We start from the raw sequence: 16,922 nt of genomic DNA on the forward strand, positions 1-16,922 counted from the left end.
GCAGTCGACGCGAACGACCGGCTGACGGACCGCTCGGAAGCTGCCGTTCGGTGCCGACGGCGAAGGTCCGGGTGGCACTGCGGCTGCGCAGGTACCCGAACGCGTCGGCCGCGGTGGGATCGATTCCCCACCGCGGCCGACGGCTGCTGCCGCCCCCTGTCCCGCTGGGTCAGGCGGACTCCTCCGGTGCTCCGGTGCGGTCCGCGACGAACCGGGTGAGCCCGGCGGAGCGGGCGTCGGCCTCGTCCTGGGCTTGCGGGTCGCGCTGCTTCCCCTCCTCCGGACCGAGCTGACGGATCATCAGTTCACGGCTGCGGTCGGACCGGGCGGTGACCCGGTAGTCCCAGTCCTGGCCCGTGCCGGGCGTGCCGGCCAGCCGGACGGTGACCTCGCTCGGCCGGGTGCCCGGCTTGAGGTAGGTGGCCTCCTCGATCTTCCGGATCTGCTCCACCGCCGGGCCGCCGTCCAGGTCGAACACCCGGCGCAGCGGCAGTTCAGGGCCTTCGCCGGCCACGGTGAGGTGCAGTTGCCCGGGGGTGGGGGCCCCGTCCTGGAGCAGCGGGCGGGTGGCGTCCGCGACCGTCGCCATGGCGGCGGTGACCAGCTCGCTGGCGGGGCCGTTGTCGGTCCACGTGCCGCGGTGGATCTCGTACGGCTCGTGGGCGGGCCAGCCGTCCTCTGCTCCGGCCACCAGGTCGTCCAGCGTGACCGGCCCCGCGGCGCTCTTCCGCGCCACGTAGTCGATCACCTGGCGCACCTCCTCCGCCTTCAGCGGGGCCCCGTCGGGTGCGTGGAGCAGGTCCCCGAGCAGGGTGGAGGTGCCGGCCGTGGTGCCGCCGGCCAGCTCGACCAGCCGGTGGGTCGCCTTGATGCGGGCGACCCCGGCGTCGGTGCCGGCGGTGAACTCCTCGTTGGCGAAGGCCTGCCCGAGCCGCGCGGTGCCCATGAGCTGCTCGTGCTGGGCGGGGGTTCGGGCGGGGGCAGGAGCAGGAGCAGGGGCGGGGGCAGAGGCAGGGGCAGGGGCGGACGAGGTTTCGCCGGTCGGCGGCTTGCCGTCGTCCGGCGTCAGTGCCCGCTCGACCTCGGCGAGTCGCCACGACCCTTCGGTGAGGCGCGTTTCGCCGCCCTTCTGCTCCGGCGTGAAGGCCGCGTAGTGGTCGCCCGGCACGTCCTTCGCCGTGGTCTCCGAGGCGGGGATGTCCACGGTGAAGGGGACGATGCCCTTCTCCGTGACCCGTTCCTTGTTCCCGTTGAAGAACGTCACGTCGACCTCGGCGTAACCGGTGTAACGCGCCATGTCGTCGGAGTACTTGCCGTTGGAGATCACCTGGCCGGAGTCGCCGTACCCGCCGCCTTCGCGCCAGACCCGGGCCGCCCCGCCGATGAGCGACGGGCTGTTGGAGGTCGGGTCACCGGTGATCCTGGCGCCGACCTGGCCCTGGGCGCCCGCGTTGTTCGCCGTGAGGTCGTAGTGAACGCCGCCGGAGGAGAGCGTGTTGGCCGGGGCCACATCGGCCTTGCCGCTCGACCGGCTCTCCAGGGAGACGACCTTCACGCCGATCTCCACCCCCTTCCCGCCACCGAACAGGACCTTGCCGGACGGGACCGTCGCCGCCACCTCCGCGCCCTGACTCGCACTGCCGAACAGCGCCGAGAGGTGGCTGTGCGTGGTGACCTTCCCGACCTGGGGTTCCATCTTCTGCCAGCTCGACGCGCCGAAGTACTGCGGTCCGCGCAGCCGCACCAGGTCCTGGACGCCGCCGACGTCGCCGAGCCAACGCAGGATGTCGGTGTCGCGCAGGCCGGTCTCCCAGACCCGCTCCGGCGGGACCCGGACGGTCTCCGGCGCGGACGGCTGGAGCGAGACGGTCTGCGGCTGCTTGCCGCCGGCCGGCGCGTCGGTCGCGTCGGTCGCGGGCTGCTGCTTGTCGCCGGTCGGCACGTCGGTCGCGGGCTGCTGCTTGTCGCCGGTCGGCACGTCGGTCGCGGGCTGCTGCTTGCCACCGGTGGTCGCGTCCGTCGCGGGACGCTGCTGCTCGACGGCCGGCACGTCGGTCGCGTCGGTGCCCGGCCGCCCGCTGGTGGTGGTAGTGGTGGTGGCGTCAGCGGTGGGCTTCGGCGTGACCGGCACGGTCTCGCCGGACTCCACGATGGCCTCGTAGCCGATCACCGCGGTGCGCCGCTGGTAGACCTGGGTGCCGCCCCACGGCTTCCGGGTGATCGTGAACTGGAGCTCCGCCTCGCCCTTGTAGGCGCTGCCGTCCGTCTTGGTCTTGGTGGCGGCACCGGCCGTGGTGCTCCGGTTCTGGGTGTCCACCTGGTTGTGGCCGTGTCCTCCGGTGCCGATCACACCGCCGGTCACCGAGACGGCCGGCGCATGCGGCAGCGGGACGGAGGCGACCGCCCCGAGCAGGCCCTGGTGAGTGGTGCCGGTGCCCTTGGTGGTGGCGAAGTTCCGCTGCACGTCGGTGCCGGCGTTGAACTCGGTGGTGCCCGAGTCGCCCAGGTGCTCCAACTTGTCGCGGAGGACGGCACGGACCCGGACGGTGGTCCGCCCGGACTTCACCACGATCTCGTCGCCGGCCGTCATGGCCTTGAGCCTGGACTGGAGTTTGTCAGGGGTGAGTTCCGCATCCAGCTCGCGGCGGATGTCCGCCCAGTCGCTGCCGAACGGGTTGCTCTCCAACCCGGACTTCCCCTTCCGCCCGAAGCTCGGCAGACGCAGGCCGCCGGGCTTCCAGCCCGACTCCACCTGGGACAGGATCGACTCGCCGAGGGGCCGACCGGGGCCCGGCTTCGTCCCGGCGGAACCGTTCGCCGCGCCGTCCACCGCACCGTTCGCCGGGGTCGGTGACACGGTCGGCGCCAGGCCGGGCAAAGTGTGGACGTCGGTGATGATCGCCGACGAGTCCAGGCGTTGGTGGTCCACGAAGCTCTTCGGCTGCTGCGTCGTGACCCGCGGTGCCCGACCCCCCACCGGCTCGGCGTCGCGCTCCGGAACGGCCACCCGCGCCACCGTGTCCACCTGCTGGGTGACGGTCCCGTGGGACAGGCCCAGCTGCGTGAACTTGACCTCGACGTCGTAGGACGCGTTGACGTCGAAGAACACGGCCTTCTCGACGTGCTTGCCGCGGTTCGAGACCGAACCGATCGTCTCCGTCGTCTGGCCGTAGGTGCGCTCCACCCGGTATCCGTAGCCGGTCGGGATGCTGACGAACGGCGCCTTGATGTTGGCCCGGCCGCCGCCGGCCATCCGGTCGCGTCCGTCGTGCAGGTTGCCCTGGCCGCTCGACGCCCGGGTGCCGGACTCGAATTCGTACTTGTCCGCCTGGGAGTGGTAGGTGGAGTCCCCCAGCCGGGCCCGGACGGTGATCTCGGCCGACCAGGTCTTGCCGGAGACGGTCTGGGTGATCTTCCCGCCGCGGGTGAGCTGGGAGAGCTGGGTCTTGAGCGCGACCCGGTCGAAGCTCGCGTTGATCCGCTGCTGCACCTCGTCCGACGGCCCGTCGTGCTTCGAGCGCACCGCCTCCTCCACCGCCGAACGCACCTTGTCGGCACCGCTCAGGCTGTGCACCACGTAGGACGCGTTCAGCTCCCGCTGCACGCGCATCCGGCTCGGTGCATCGTGGGTCGCGACCGGCTTCGGCGCGGCGCTGGTGGTGTCCGGCTTCGGCACCGTGCCGTCCGTCGTGCCCGGTTTCGGCGTGGTCCCCGTGGTCACGTCCGGCTTCGGCGCGGTGCCGTCCGCCGTGTCCGGCTTCGGCGCAGTGCTGGTGGTGGTGTCCGGCTTCGGCGCGGTGCCGTCCGCCGAGTCCGCCGGGGGCCGCTTGAAGTCGATCACGCCGTCCTCGGTGCGGGGCGCCTGGACCTTGACGGTGTCCCGGGCGTCCATGCCCACCTCGGCGCGGACCGGGACCGACACCGCGGGCCGACCGCCGCTCGCCTCGCCGGGCCGGCCGATGTGGATGTCCATCACCAGTTCGGTCCCGTAAATGACCTGCGGTGCGCTGTACTTGCCGCTGGCGTACACCCGGTCGGCCTGCCGGCCCTGCCCGCCGGAGCGCCGCCGCTGCTCGGCGGACGCGTGGGCCGTCAGGTCCAGGCCCGGCGCACCCTTGACCGGTGTGCCGCCGACGTAGCCCTGCTCCATGGTCGTGCGCGCCCCCAGCCGACGGTCCAGGCTGAACGAGCTGGTCTCGTTCACCGTGTTGAGTTCGGCCTTCTCGTCCTCCCGGCGGTAGGTCATCGTCTCGACCCTGGCGACGGCGGTGACGACCAGCGACTCCTTGCCCGGGATCTTGATCTCCAGGGGCTCACCGCGGGTCATCCCGGTCAGCCGGGCGGACAGGTTCGGCTGGCTGAACCCGCGCATGACCTGGTCGCGGACGGCGTCCCAGTCATTGCCGAACTTCGCCCGCCCAGCGGTGTCCACTGCCGCGCGCAGCGCCTTCGTGCTCTCCAGGTCGCGGACGACGACGGTCTCGCCCAGCCCGCCCGTGTCGTCGCCACTGTGCCAGACGCTGGCAGGCGGGCTGACGACCTCGTGCAGCTGCGGCTCGGTGGTGGATCCCTCCGCCTTCGGGGCGGTCCCCTCGGGCTCGGGTACGGTCCCGTCCTTCGGCTCCGTCGCGGCCGGATCGGCCTTCACCGGCTCGGGTGCCGTGTCCGCGCGGTCGACCAGCAGCCGGACGTCCGCCGCGCCCGCATCGATCGCCACGGACTTGCCGTTGAACGACAGGTCGAAGTGGACAGCGCCGTCGTAGACGACGCCCGGCACCTTCGACTTGCTGGTCAGCTGTGAGGTCCGGGCCTCACCGACGATCGAGACGGTGTCGCGGCCGAGTCGCCCGGCGACGCCCGGAGGGGTGACCAGGGCGGCGCCCGGCTTCAGCACGGACGAGAACCCGACCTGGCCCGCGTGGCCGCTGTTCGAGGACGCGCTGCGCACCTGCTGCATGCTGGTGCCGATGTTGAACTCGGACTCCTTGGTGGTGCCGACCTGCTTCAACTCCCCGACCCGCGCGGTGATTTCCACCGTTCCGAGCGAATTTCCACGCCGGTCCGTCAGCGTGACGGAGACCGGCTCGCCCGCCGTCATGCTCTTCAGGTCGCGCTGGAGACGGGCGAAGTCGACCTCGGCGAGAACCTTGTCGCGCATCGCGGGCCAGTCGTTGCCGAACTCCTCCCGGGCCGCGGCATCGGCCTTTTCGAGCAGCCCCTCCACCGGCGGACGGTCATGCGACGCGCCGCGCGGCGAGAGGTCGAGCACGACCTCCTGGCCGCCGACACGGCCGTCCTGCAGCCGCTGCGGAGGAACCCGCTGCTCGCTGCCGGCCGTGATCTCCGGGCGCTGCGGGACCGCGACCGCCAGGCCGAGGTCCACCGTCTCGGTGCGCCCGCCGGACTCGTTGCTCACCGGAGTGCCTCGGTGGCTCAGGTCGTTGAAGTCGAGTTCCAGTCGCATCGTCGACCGGAACAGGTCGGCTTCCTCATTGGTCTTCGACCGCGCCACCGTGCCGCCGAGGTCCATGTTGACCTCGGCCTGACCACGGTCGTGGTAGTAGGCCACGAGTTCCTGCGGCTCACCGATGCCGCGCGCCTGCCTGGTCTGGACTCCGACGTTGAACTGCCACGCCGAGTCCTGGTTGGTGCCGATCGCCACGGCGCGGTCGGCACCGTCCTCGAACTCGATCTTCTTCTGGCCCATGTACGTCGACCCGGTCACCTGGCCGCGCAGCTTGACACTGCCGCTCCAGCCGTTGCCCTCGAACGGGGCCGTCCACACCTCGCCCCGCGAGAGCGCGCTGAGCATCGGACGCAGCGTCGCCGGACCGAAATTCGCGTCCGCGAACGCCCGGGCCGCCGCCCGGTCACCCGGCACGGACCGCGCCAGCATGTCGATGACCTTCTCCCGAACCAGCGTCTCGCGCTCGGTCAGCCCGACCACCAGGTCGGTGCCCGCGATCGGCATCGCCTTGACGACGGTGCCGGGCTCCAGCGGCTTCGACCCGCTCTCGGGGGTCTTGACCGGCGGCTGCTCACCCTCCGGGGCCGGAGCCGGCTTGGGCTGCGGCTCGACCTCGGGCGTCTCCTTCGACGGCGGCTGCTCGCTCTCCGGAGCCTTCACCTCAGGCTCGACCGGAGCCTTGACCTCGGGCTCGACCGGAGCCTTCACCTCGGGCTCGGGGGCGGGCGGGGTGTGGCCGCTCCCCGGGGTGACCGGTTGCGGCTCACTGCCGTCGTAGTGGTTCCCGCGGTGGTACACCGTCACCGGCGTCCCGCCGGGAGGCCCGAAGACCGCCTGGGTGATCCCGTCGTGGTCGACCACCCGCAGCCGGAGGTCCAGCGCGTGGGCGGCTGCCGCCGGCAGCATCTCCCCCTCGTCCGACCCCCATCGGGCCGCCCAGTCCCCGACGGTGCCAAGCAGATCCTGCTGCTCACGGGGCGACGGATCCGGCGAGTTGACGGCGAGGTGATCGGAGATGATCCCCCGCAGCTGGTCGTCGGGCATCCCGACGAACCCGGGCCGGTTCTCGGCCGGCAGGAACTCCAGGAGCTTGCTCTCACCCAGGTTCGACCGACTGAGCAGGTAGTTGCGGTAGTTGGACATGACCTCGGTCGGCCAGTCCTCCGGACGCAGGGTGCCGAAGTGGTCCGCGACCGCCTTCTGAAGGCCCTCCGGGTGCCGGCCGGCCAGACCGGGGGCGCTGGCTTCGAGCGAGTGGATCAGGCAGAGGCCGTCACCCTTCACCGCGACCCGCTCACCGAGCGGCGGGAACTCCGTCACGGGCGCGTGCTCGCTGTGCTGCGTGAGAGGCGTCTCGAGTCCCTCCTCCTTGACGCTCTCCTGGCCTGTCTTGGTACCGGGTTCCGTGATCGTGGCAGGCGGCTCGATGGTGGTGGCATGCGACTCCACCGTCGTCGTGTGCGGCTCAGGCGTGATCGTGGCGTGCGGCTCAGGCGTGATCGTGGCGTGCGGCTCAGGCGTGATCGTGGCGTGCAACTCAGGCGTGATCGTGGCGTGCAACTCAGGCGTGATCGTGGTGTGCAACTCGGCCGTGGTGGTGTGCGGCTCAGGCGTGATCGTGGCGTGCGACTCGGTGGTGGTGATGGTGTGCGACTCGGCCGTGGTGGTCGCGCGCGAGGCGGTGGCCTCCGAGGAGTTGCTGCGCGTCAACGGGTTGGTGCTGCCGTCCGCCGACCGCGGCGCGGGCGTGCGCGGGCCGAGGCCGGACGGGTCCGAGGCCGACCGCGGGCGGGTCGATGCCCCGACCCCGTGCGTACCGGCCGGCGGAACGACGGTGGAGGAGCTGTCGGCCGGACGGGGCGTCACCGGGACGGTCCCGCCGTTCTCCGGCAGGTCCTCCGACCGGCCGTCGCGGGACGAGGTCCGATCGGCGGGCTTCGGGATGTTCTGCAGCGGCGAGTCGCCCTTCGGCGCGCCGCCCCGGTCGCCGTTCAGCGTCTCGGTCCGGGCCGTGGTGGAGGTGGTGTCCGTGATCTCCGGTTCGTGCCGCCCGGAGACGATGTTCCCGTGGGGGTCGCTGACGGACGCCCACACCGTCCAGTCGGCGTGGAAGTTCCCCGGCAGTCCGCCGGTCGCCGGCGACACCTTGTGGTCCGCCAGGTCGGCCCAGCGCAGCTGCCCGTCGCGGTCGTGGACCAGCGCGACGGCGTGGCCCTCTCCGTTCGGACCGGTGCCGAGCACGGTGGCGAAGCTGCCCTTCCCGCCTTCCCGTACCTGGTCCATCAACGTCCCGATCGCGTCCGGCCCCTGGCCGAACCGGGCGGATCCATCCGGACCGCTCACCGGCACGTCGCCGTGCGGCGGCTGCCCGGAGACCCGCGGTCGCCCGAAGTGGGTGTCCCGGTAGGCCGCGACGTCCTCCAGGCGGGCGTTCAGGTCCTGGGCCGGCCGCGCACTCTCAACGGTCTGCGTCGAAACCTCGTGCGGACTGACCTTCTGCAGCAGGGAGTTGCTCATCGGCGGGTGCACCTTCGCCTCGCCGCCCAGGTAGTCGACCAGCTGTCCGGTCAACTCCTGCTGCCGAGAGACCTCCTGGTGGCTGCTGTCGTGCGTCGGGCCGGCCGGAACGGTGGAGCCGTTCCCCTCGACCGACGGGCTCTCCGGCCGAGACGGCGGCAACGCCACATCCACCGGAGCAACGCCGCCCTCGACCACCGGCGGAACGGCGCCTGCTTCGGCCGGCGGCAACGGCGGCTCGACGTGCGGCTGCTGCACGGGGGACGAGTGCTCCTGAACGGGCGTCTCATGGACCGCCCCTGACGTCTCGCCGACCACGCCGACCGGCGGGGGCGGCGGAGGCAGGGTCACGTCGCGGGTACCGCTGCCGTGGCTGACCGGCGGTGGCGGCGGAGGCAGCAGATCGCCGCCGCTGCCGTTCGTGCCACGGTTCCGGACCGTCGACGACGGCGGGGGCGGCGGGGGCGGAGTCGATCCGTTCAGGCTGAGGTCGGCCATCTGGCGCTGGATCTTGGCGGGGCGGGTGGTGCCGTCGGAGTCGGAGTCGTTGTCCGTGTCCATGGCGTCCCGGCCGCGCTTCAGGCCGGGGTGCGCGGTGGTACCGCCGGCGCCGTCGGCCATCACCACGTCCCCGTCCGGGGTGTGCGTGGGCAAAGTGGACGACGAGGACGACTGGCTGGCGTCGGCCATCACCACGTCCTGCTGCGTGTCGGCGCGGGGCCTACTGGGTGCCTTGTCGGGCTGGTACAGCCCCTCTTCCCCGAGCGCGTACAGCCGATCGGCCGGGAGGCCGCCGCTGTCGGCACGGGCCGCGAGGTCGCCGGAGGAGGAGACCGGCAGCCTGGAGGCGGGCGCGGACAGCGCGCCGAGGTCCTCGGTGACGATCTGAGCGCTGTCGCTCAGGTCGTTCTTGTTGGCCAGCCGCTCCAGGTCGCCCTGGGTCTTCGGCTCCATCAGGGTCCGCAGCTCAGGCGGCACCAACCCGTTCGCCTCCAGGCCGCGCACGGCCTGCAGCAGGTCGGCGGTGTGCGGCGCGAACAGCACCTCGTGCGGCAGTGTGCCGCTGTCGACGGCGGTCAGCAGATCCGGGTCACGGATGATGTGCGGGTCCAGGAAGTTCTGGATCCACTTGTTGATCATCTCGTCGCCGAAGCGCAGGTTGGAGGAGCTGTTGGACAGGCCGGCGGTGATCTCCTCGATCAGCGCGGGCACGTCCTCGACCCGCGCGGTGAGCGCCTGGTCGAACATCCCGGCCGGGTGGTTCTCCCCGGCCCCGGCCCGGGCGTGCGCGCCGCCGTACTGCTTGCCGACCATTTCCTCGTCGGCCGTGGCCCAGGCCACCCGGGCCGCCGCCTTGCGGTCCTGGTCGCTGGTGCTCTTGCTGCGCGGATCTGCCTGGTAGAGCTCTTGCTGTCGCGCTGTGAGGTCGGCGCCGCTGGCCAGCTTCCGCCGGGTCTCGGACAGCTTGTCGTTCGCCTCGTCCAGCTTCTTCTGGGCCTTCTCCACGGCAGCGGCGGCCGCCTTCTCCGCCTTGGCGTCCTGCGCGGCCGTGGCCTTGTCGGCCTTCGTCTGGGAGGCCTCGGCCGCGGCAGCCGAGTCCTCGGCCTTCTTCTCGGCCGCGGCGAGCTTGGCTTCCGCATCCGTGTACTTCTTCGCGGCGGCGTTCACGGCGTCCTGTTGGCCCGGTTCGGCCTTCTTCGCCGCCTTCAGCTCCTGCTCCACGTCCGGCAGCTTGCCGGTGTCCGACGTGGACAGTTCGTCCAGCCGCCGCTTGATCTCGGCCTGCCGCAACTGGTCCCGACTGCCCGGCAGTTGGTCGGCAAGCCCACCGAGCCGGTCCGGGGTGGCCAGGTCCGGCCGGTCGCGCAGGTCGCCCGCCAGCTCACGCAGCACCTTCGGGTCCCCGCCGGCCCGGGTGAAGTGGCCTGCCAGGTCGTCCAGTTGCCCGGCCAGCCGGTCCCGGCCGGCGGGCGTGTTCGGCCCGCCCCGGCCGTCGGCTGCGGCGCGCAGCGCGGACGCCGTGTCGTCCAGCATCCGCGGCCCGGTGATGCCGTTGACCAGGGCCAGGTCCTCGACCGCCTGCTCCTTGACCTTCTGGTGCACCTCCCCCACCGCATCGCGGACGGCGGTGAGCTGTTCGGGCGTCGGGCTGGGCGGCAGCGCGTCCACCGTGCCCGCCAGTCGGTCGAGTTGCTCGCGGGCCGGGCCGTCCAGGCCGTTGCGGCCGAGTTCGCGCTCCAGGTTCACCCGGGCGCCCTCGGCGCTCTGGTGGTCGACGATCGCGGCCGTGTCGAACGCTTCCGGCAGCTTCTCGTTCCCGTAGGTGGCCCTCAGGTCGACGTCGGCCGCCGTGGCCTCCAGGTCGCGGCGCACCAGCACCGCCTCCTCCGGGCCGCCCCTGGCGAGCCGGTCCGCGGCGTTCTCTCCGATCTTGTCGTAGATCCGGTGCGCGTCCGGGCCCATCGCGCCGACGAAGTCGCCGAACGCGTCGGAGGCCAGCCGCTGGCTGCCCTCGTCCAGCGAGCGCGCCTTGAACACCGCCGCCGTCACGTACCTGTGCACCATGTAGTCGGCGATCACGTGGTTGCGGTTGACCTTCGCGTCGGCCAGCTTGATGGCGTTCTTCGCCATCCGCTCGACGACCTTCTCGGCGTGCGGCTGCCCGCTCATCACCCCGTGGTCGGAATAGCCGAACGCGTTGCGGTAGTTGTCCTCCAGCTGCTTCCAGCCGTCCTTGCTGACCGGCTCCGCGACCCCGCCCTGACGGGTGCCGGACACCGGGGTCGGGGCCGGCTTCAGGATCGCCTGCTGTGCGTCCGCCAGAGCCGTCTCCCGCTGCTTGCGGGCGTCCGTCAGCTCCTTCTGATGGCGCTTCAGATCCTTGATCCGGTCCTCGTGAACCTTGGAAGCGTCCGATCCGGCGTTCTTCTTGCTCTGTTCGGCCGCGTCCAGCAGTTCCTTCGTCCGCGCCTGCTCCGCCTTGATCCGGTCGATGCTCCCCGGCAGCACCAGAGCCTCCGCCTGGTGCCGCTCCCAGGTGCGGGCGGCGAGTTCGGCCTGGTGCTTCGGGCCCTTCAGCTGATCCTTCAGCCTCTCGTGCTCGAAGATCGCCATCCGAGCGCGCTGCTCCTCGATGCGCTGCTTGGCGACGACCAACTGGTCTTCCTGGAACTTGAGCTGCTCTTCCCGCTGGGGCGAGTGACCGCCGGCGGCCTGCTCGTCGCGCACGTCCTTCAGCTGCTTGTCCACCTGGGCGATCGCCTTGGGGAGCTGATCCGCGTTGCGCGAGAGCAGGTCCACGTGGTGCAGCTTCTCGCTGCGGTACTGGTCGAGCATCGCGGCGCTGTCGGCGGGCTTCAGGGCGGCCCGCTCGTAGCGTCCCAGGTCGGCACGGACCTGCTGGAACTCCGGGGAACCGCTGAGGAACGTGTCGACGACCTCCATGGCCTTCGCGCCGCTGATCTTGTGCGTGTACGGGTTGACCGGCGTGCTCGTCCCCTGACCGCTGACGGGCGGCGCCGTGGGCGGCAGGTGCCCGTCCTCCGCGGTGCCGCGCTGCGGCTGCCGGCCGTCCGGCTGCGGCTGGTGGTCGAGCTGCGGCCGGTGCTCGCCGGAGGTGCCGTCGACGTGGTCCGTGAACTCGCGCAGGCCCTCGTACATGGCGTTGTCGAAGTCGGTGGCGTTCACCGGGTTGGCCGGGCGCTCCTGCAGCACGGCCGGGTCCGGCCCGTTCTCCAGCGCCGGGTCGGCCTGGCGGTCGCGCAGCGCGGCCGGGTCGAGCCCGTACAACTTCTCCAGCAGCGGGAGCAGTTCGGGCTCGTTGGCCTTCACCCACTTCGAGCCGTTGTTGCGGGGCTCCTGGGTGAACGGGTCGGTGCCGTGGTTCGTCCCCAGGTACGCGTTGCTGACCTGGGCGAAGTACTCCATCTCGTCGCGAGACGAGTAGTTCTTCTCACCGTTGGCGCCGCGCAGCGGGCCGTCCGGCCACCGAGCGGCCGGGTCGGCGCTCTTCCGGTTGAAGACGTCCGTGATCAGCGCCTGGTCGTGCGCGTCCAGGCCGAACTGGTGCACGGTGTGGCTGAACTCGTGCGTGGTGGTGGAGTACCCGTCCTGGTAGTGCCCGACCTCCCCGATCGAAGTACGCTCGCCGAGCAGGTTCTCCTCGGTGATGGCCGTGTGCCGGCCGCCCGAGCCGCGCATGTCGTCGTACCCGCGGCCGCTGCCCGCCTCACCGTCGTTGTGCACCCCGCGAAGCCCGTGCAGCTCCGGGACGTCGGGCATCCGGACGTCCTTCGGGACGATCACGACGTCCGCGCCGTTCTTCAACAGCCGCGCCGCCGTGTCCGGGTCCTGGAGCAGCCGGGTGACCTGCTGCTGCGCCTCGTGCCGCGCGGACGCGGCCTGCTCCGCCCGCGGATCGACGTGCACGATCAGCTGGGCAGCCGTCTCGGCGAACTCGCGCGGCGGCAGCCCGGCCTTCAACGAGTCCACGGTCTGCGGGTCGCGGGCCAGCCAACGCCGGTTCTCCGGCGACAGGTTGGCCAGCTCCTGGGCCCGCTCCTGCGGCGACATATTCGGCAGGTCCTGCCGCAGCCGGTCGGCGCCGGCCGGCGGCACCGCCGCCGGCGGCTGGTCGTGACCGGCCTGGTCGTGACCGGGCTGGTCCACCCCGTCGCGCGTCTGCTGCTGCGGGTCGGGGGACTGGTCGTGCGCGCCGGTCTCCGCAGGGTTGTGCAGGGTCGGCGGGGCGGGCGGTGCCGTCACGTTGCCACCGAGGCTCCGGGACGCCGGCGCCTGGCTGCCCTGACCCGGGTGCGGCCCGGGCTGGGCGCCGCCGCCCTGGTGCTGGTTCGCGTTCCCCGGGGCGCCGCTGCCCGGCTCGGGGGCGAGGTAGCCGAGCCGGAAGTCTCCGGGGGCGGTGTTCGTCGACGCGTCGTGCGGCGCACCCGACTGGTTCGGCCGGCCGGCGTCGGTGAGCCGGACGGCGGGGGCGCCCAGCATCTCGGCCACGCCCGGGATCCGGTGCGGCGAGCTGCTCGCGTGCTCGTGCACGTGCGCCTTGCCGGTGACCAGCACGTACTTGCCGGACCCACCGGACTCCGAAATGGCGTGGTTCATGTACGAGTTCAGCAGACGGGCGCGCTCCTCCAGCGCCTGCCGGCCACCCTCGGCCGGCCTCCGCGCCGGGTAGCCGTCCACCGCGTGGACCGTCACGCCCTCGGCCTTCGCCTTCACGACCGTGTCGTAGAGACCGGCCCCGGGCGGGGAGTTCTGGCTGCGGTCGTAGGCCTGGAGCATCTTCTCCAGGTTCGGCGACATGGTCGCGCCGGGCTGCTGGAAGGCGTCCAGGTGCTGCTGGAAGGCGTCGTCGCGGAGCGACTCGACGAAGATCTTGTCGACGCCCGCGGCCTTCAGGTCGTGCATGTTCTCGTTGAGGAAGCTCCAGCTCGGCGACTGGTTGTGCGCCTCGCCCAGCACGATCCCGTCGAAGCCGGGCCGACCGCCGTGCCCGCCGAGCAGGCGGTTCACGCCGTCCATCGCCGAAGTAGAGCCGTCGAGGTGGTCGGTCACCCGCTGCTCGCCGACCGGGTGCCAGGTCTGCTGGGCGTCCTGCCGGGCCAGCCGCTCCAGGACGTTCCGGCGGATCTCCTGCTGCTGGAAGTGCTCCTGCGTACGGAAGTCCAGGCTGCCGGCCGCCTCCAGCACGTGGTTGCCCTGGAAGGCCATGGCGCCCGGCCCGAGCTCGTTGCGCAGGTGCGGGGTCACCGCGTTGGCGGGGACCGGGTGCAGAGCCTTGAGGGTCAGCGGGTCGAGGTGCGACTTGAAGGACTGCGAGTACGGGCTGACCTTGACGTCCGGCCTGCCGTTGGGCAGCAGGCTCTGCGAGTCGTGCCGGCCCCACGAGCTGTGCGGCAGGGCGTTCGCGGCCGTGTTCAGCTCTCCGGTCAGCCGGAAGTTGAACTTGTTGTCGTTCTTGTAGCGCCGCAGCGCCGCCGGGTCCGCTGCCGGCGGGTGGATCAGCGCCGGACCGTCCGGGTGCTGGTGCAGCTTCGCCAACTCGCCCTGTGTGGGCCGCTCGTCGAGCGGGCGGACCCGGGTGTTCACCGGCGGCGGGGGCGGCGGCAGGTGCTCGTCGCCGGTCCGTCCGCTGCGGGACGTGGACGGCGGGGCTGCGTTCGGGTCGCCGACGGCGCGGGTGTTCGCAGGCCCGGTGTTGCCGTGCTGCGACGTACCCGCCGCCGGAGGCAGGTGACTGTCGGACGTGCGACCGGCACCCGGGCGGATGCCGCCCCCTGCCGGCGGCGGGGTCGGCTCCGTCGGGCGCTGCGTCGTCGGCCTGGGGGCAGCAGAGGTCGACGGCGTGTGGCTGCCGCCGCCCGTACTGTGGCCCGCCCCGCCGCCGGCCACCGGACCGGGCGTGAAACCACCGGTCATCGGCGGCGTACCGGCCGGCTGCTGGACGGTCGATGTCGCGGCGTCGGGCACGACCTGGTGCGGCACCGTCTCGGGCGCCTGCCGGGTCGGCGCCTGGCCTCCCGCGGTCCGGGTACTGCCGTCGAGGTGCGTGTCGCCGCCGGACCCGGCCAGGTGCGCGGCACCGCCGAGCGCCCCGGCCAGGTTGGGCACCGCTGCCGTACCGCTCCGCTGCGGCGGAACGTCGGACGACTCCGGAACGCTCTCCCGCGGCGGGGAACCACTGTGCCCGCTGCCCGAGTTGGCCGCGACCGGATCCCCGTGCACGGGTGCAGCCACCCGCGGCCCGCCGGTCTCGGCGGGCTGCTCCTGACGCGGCACGGTCTCGTGCACGGGCTGCTCGTGTCGGGGCGCAGCCTCGTGCGCAGGCTGCTCCTGACGCGGGGCAGACTCATGCACAGGCTGCTCCTGACGCGGAGCAGACTCATGCACAGGCTGCTCCTGACGCGGAACAGCCTCATGCGCCACCGGTGCAGGTTCAGACCGGACCACCGTCGGCTCAGGACCACCCCGCTGAGTCACAGACTCATGGACCGGCTGCTCCTGACGCGGGACAGACTCATGCACAGGCTGCTCCTGACGCGGAACAGCCTCATGCGCCACCGGTGCAGGTTCAGACCGGACCACCGTCGGCTCAGGACCACCCCGCTGAGTCACAGACTCATGGACCGGCTGCTCCTGACGCGGAGCAGACTCGTGCACAGGCTGCTCGTGTCGGGGCGCAGCCTCATGCACAGGCTGCTCCTGACGTGGCGCAGCCTCATGCACAGGCTGCTCCTGACGCGGCGCAGCCTCATGCGCCACCGGTGCAGGTTCAGACCGGACCACCGTCGGCTCAGGACCACCCCGCTGAGCCGCAGACTCATGAACCGGCTGCTCCTGACGCGGAGCAGACTCATGCGCCGCCGGTACAGCATCCGGCCGGACCGACTGCTCATGACTCGACACCGACGGCTCCGAACGGACCGCCGCCGGCTCGTGCACGGCCGTCGCTTCGTTGCCGACCGAGCGAGGGGCCGGCGCGTCGAAGGAGCGCGTGGCACCACCCGAACCGGCACTCGCTGCCTCGTGGGTGGCCGGGCCGGAGTGGCTGCCGCTGCCGCCGCCTGTCGACGTGACCGACGGCGGAGCCTCGCTCGCCCGTGCCGAGCCGAACGGGGTCAGCCCGCTCACGCGCGACTCCCCCGAGCCCGAGCCCGAGCCCGAGCCCGAGCCCGAGTCCGTGCCCGCGCTCAAGCTCGACCCCGCGCCGACCTGCGAACCCGAATCCGAGCTCGCGTGCGAGACCGAACCCCCGGCCGTCTCCGTCCCGCCACGCGAGCCGCCGCCCGAGTTCAGGCCGCCGCCCAGGCCCGCACCGCCGCCGGCACCGGCGGCCGCGCCGATCCCGGAACCGATGTCGCCGCCGCCGGACCGCGTGGTGGAGCCCCCGCCGGTGTCGCCCGCCGGGCCGTGGTAGCCGCCCTCGCCCGAGGAGGTACTGGGCTTGGCGAAGGTCGGCGGGCCGTCCTGGCCACCGTGGGCAGCGGGGCCCGCGGTGTCGAGGTGCGGGACCTCGGCGGGCTTGGGCGCGTTGGCGTGGCCCTTGATCGCGGAGGCGCCCGCGTGCAGGCCTGCTCCCGCGCCACCGGAGAGGCCGGAGCCGAGCAGCGACTCGCTGTCGACCTTGCCGGTGGTGATGAGCTGGGTGGAGACGTCCGCGCCGACGCCGACGGCCGCGCCGGTGGCCATCTTGCCGACGGTGGAGTTGAGCGCCCTCTCCGCACCGAGCTTGGCGCCGGCGCCGCCGATGCCCTTGCCGATCAGGTGGGCGGAGGCGCCGCCGACCGCGCCGCCGAGGGCGTTCTGGCCGAGCTCCTTTGTGTCGATGCTCTTGCGGTGGCCCTCGGCGAGTTCGATGCCCTGGGCGAGGAGGTTGATCGCGGCCATCTGGGCGGCCTGCTTGGCCGCCATCGTGAGCATTTCCTTGAGCAGGGTCTTCAGGAGCGCGGAGATCACGGCCCGGCTTCCCGCGATCATCACGGGGACCTGGAGCAGCGAGGCGCCCGCCGTGAACGGGGCCTCGGCCTCGGCGGTGGCGAGTTCGAAGGCGAGGATGCCGAGCTGGGCGATGATCTGGATCTTCGCGGTCTCGGCGGAGTTGGCCGTCTGCTCCAGCATGTCGCCCATGCCGTTGAGCGCGTTGATCGCGCCGGGCAGGTAGCCGGGGTCGTCCTGGGTGCCCTTACCGGTGGCGAACTTGGCCCAGTACTTGTTCAGTTCCTCGGCGGCAACGCCCTGTTGGCCGTCCAGCGCGCGCTTGATCGCGGCGTCGGAGCTCTGGGTGGCGTCCTTGAGGCCCTCAGCGGTCCGGCGGCAGTGCTCGGCCATGTCACGGAGCTGGTCCTCGTCCGCCTCCGGCCAGCGGCAGCCTGCGAGCATCAGGAGCACCCATTGGAGGGGCTCGGGGAGTTCGACAGCCATC

General features: G+C 72.3%; 1 protein-coding gene. It reads right to left on the bottom strand.

The genetic code is table 11. From position 1 onward, the window contains the following. Positions 1-169 precede the first annotated feature (169 nt). Positions 170-16,921: a hypothetical protein gene (locus ACFUK0_RS14930; protein WP_380250003.1), complete on the bottom strand. Its 16,752-nt coding sequence runs from the start codon at positions 16,919-16,921 to the stop codon at positions 170-172. Position 16,922: the final 1 nt, after the last annotated feature.

The sequence above is a fragment of the Kitasatospora sp. NPDC057223 genome, from assembly GCF_042669755.1.
In the GTDB taxonomy this organism is placed as follows: Bacteria; Actinomycetota; Actinomycetes; order Streptomycetales; family Streptomycetaceae; genus Kitasatospora.

Bases quoted from the DNA above. Each gene is read 5' to 3' on its own strand.
- ACFUK0_RS14930 (WP_380250003.1), bottom strand. From the start codon at position 16,921: ATGGCTGTCGAACTCCCCGAGCCCCTCCAATGGGTGCTCCTGATGCTC.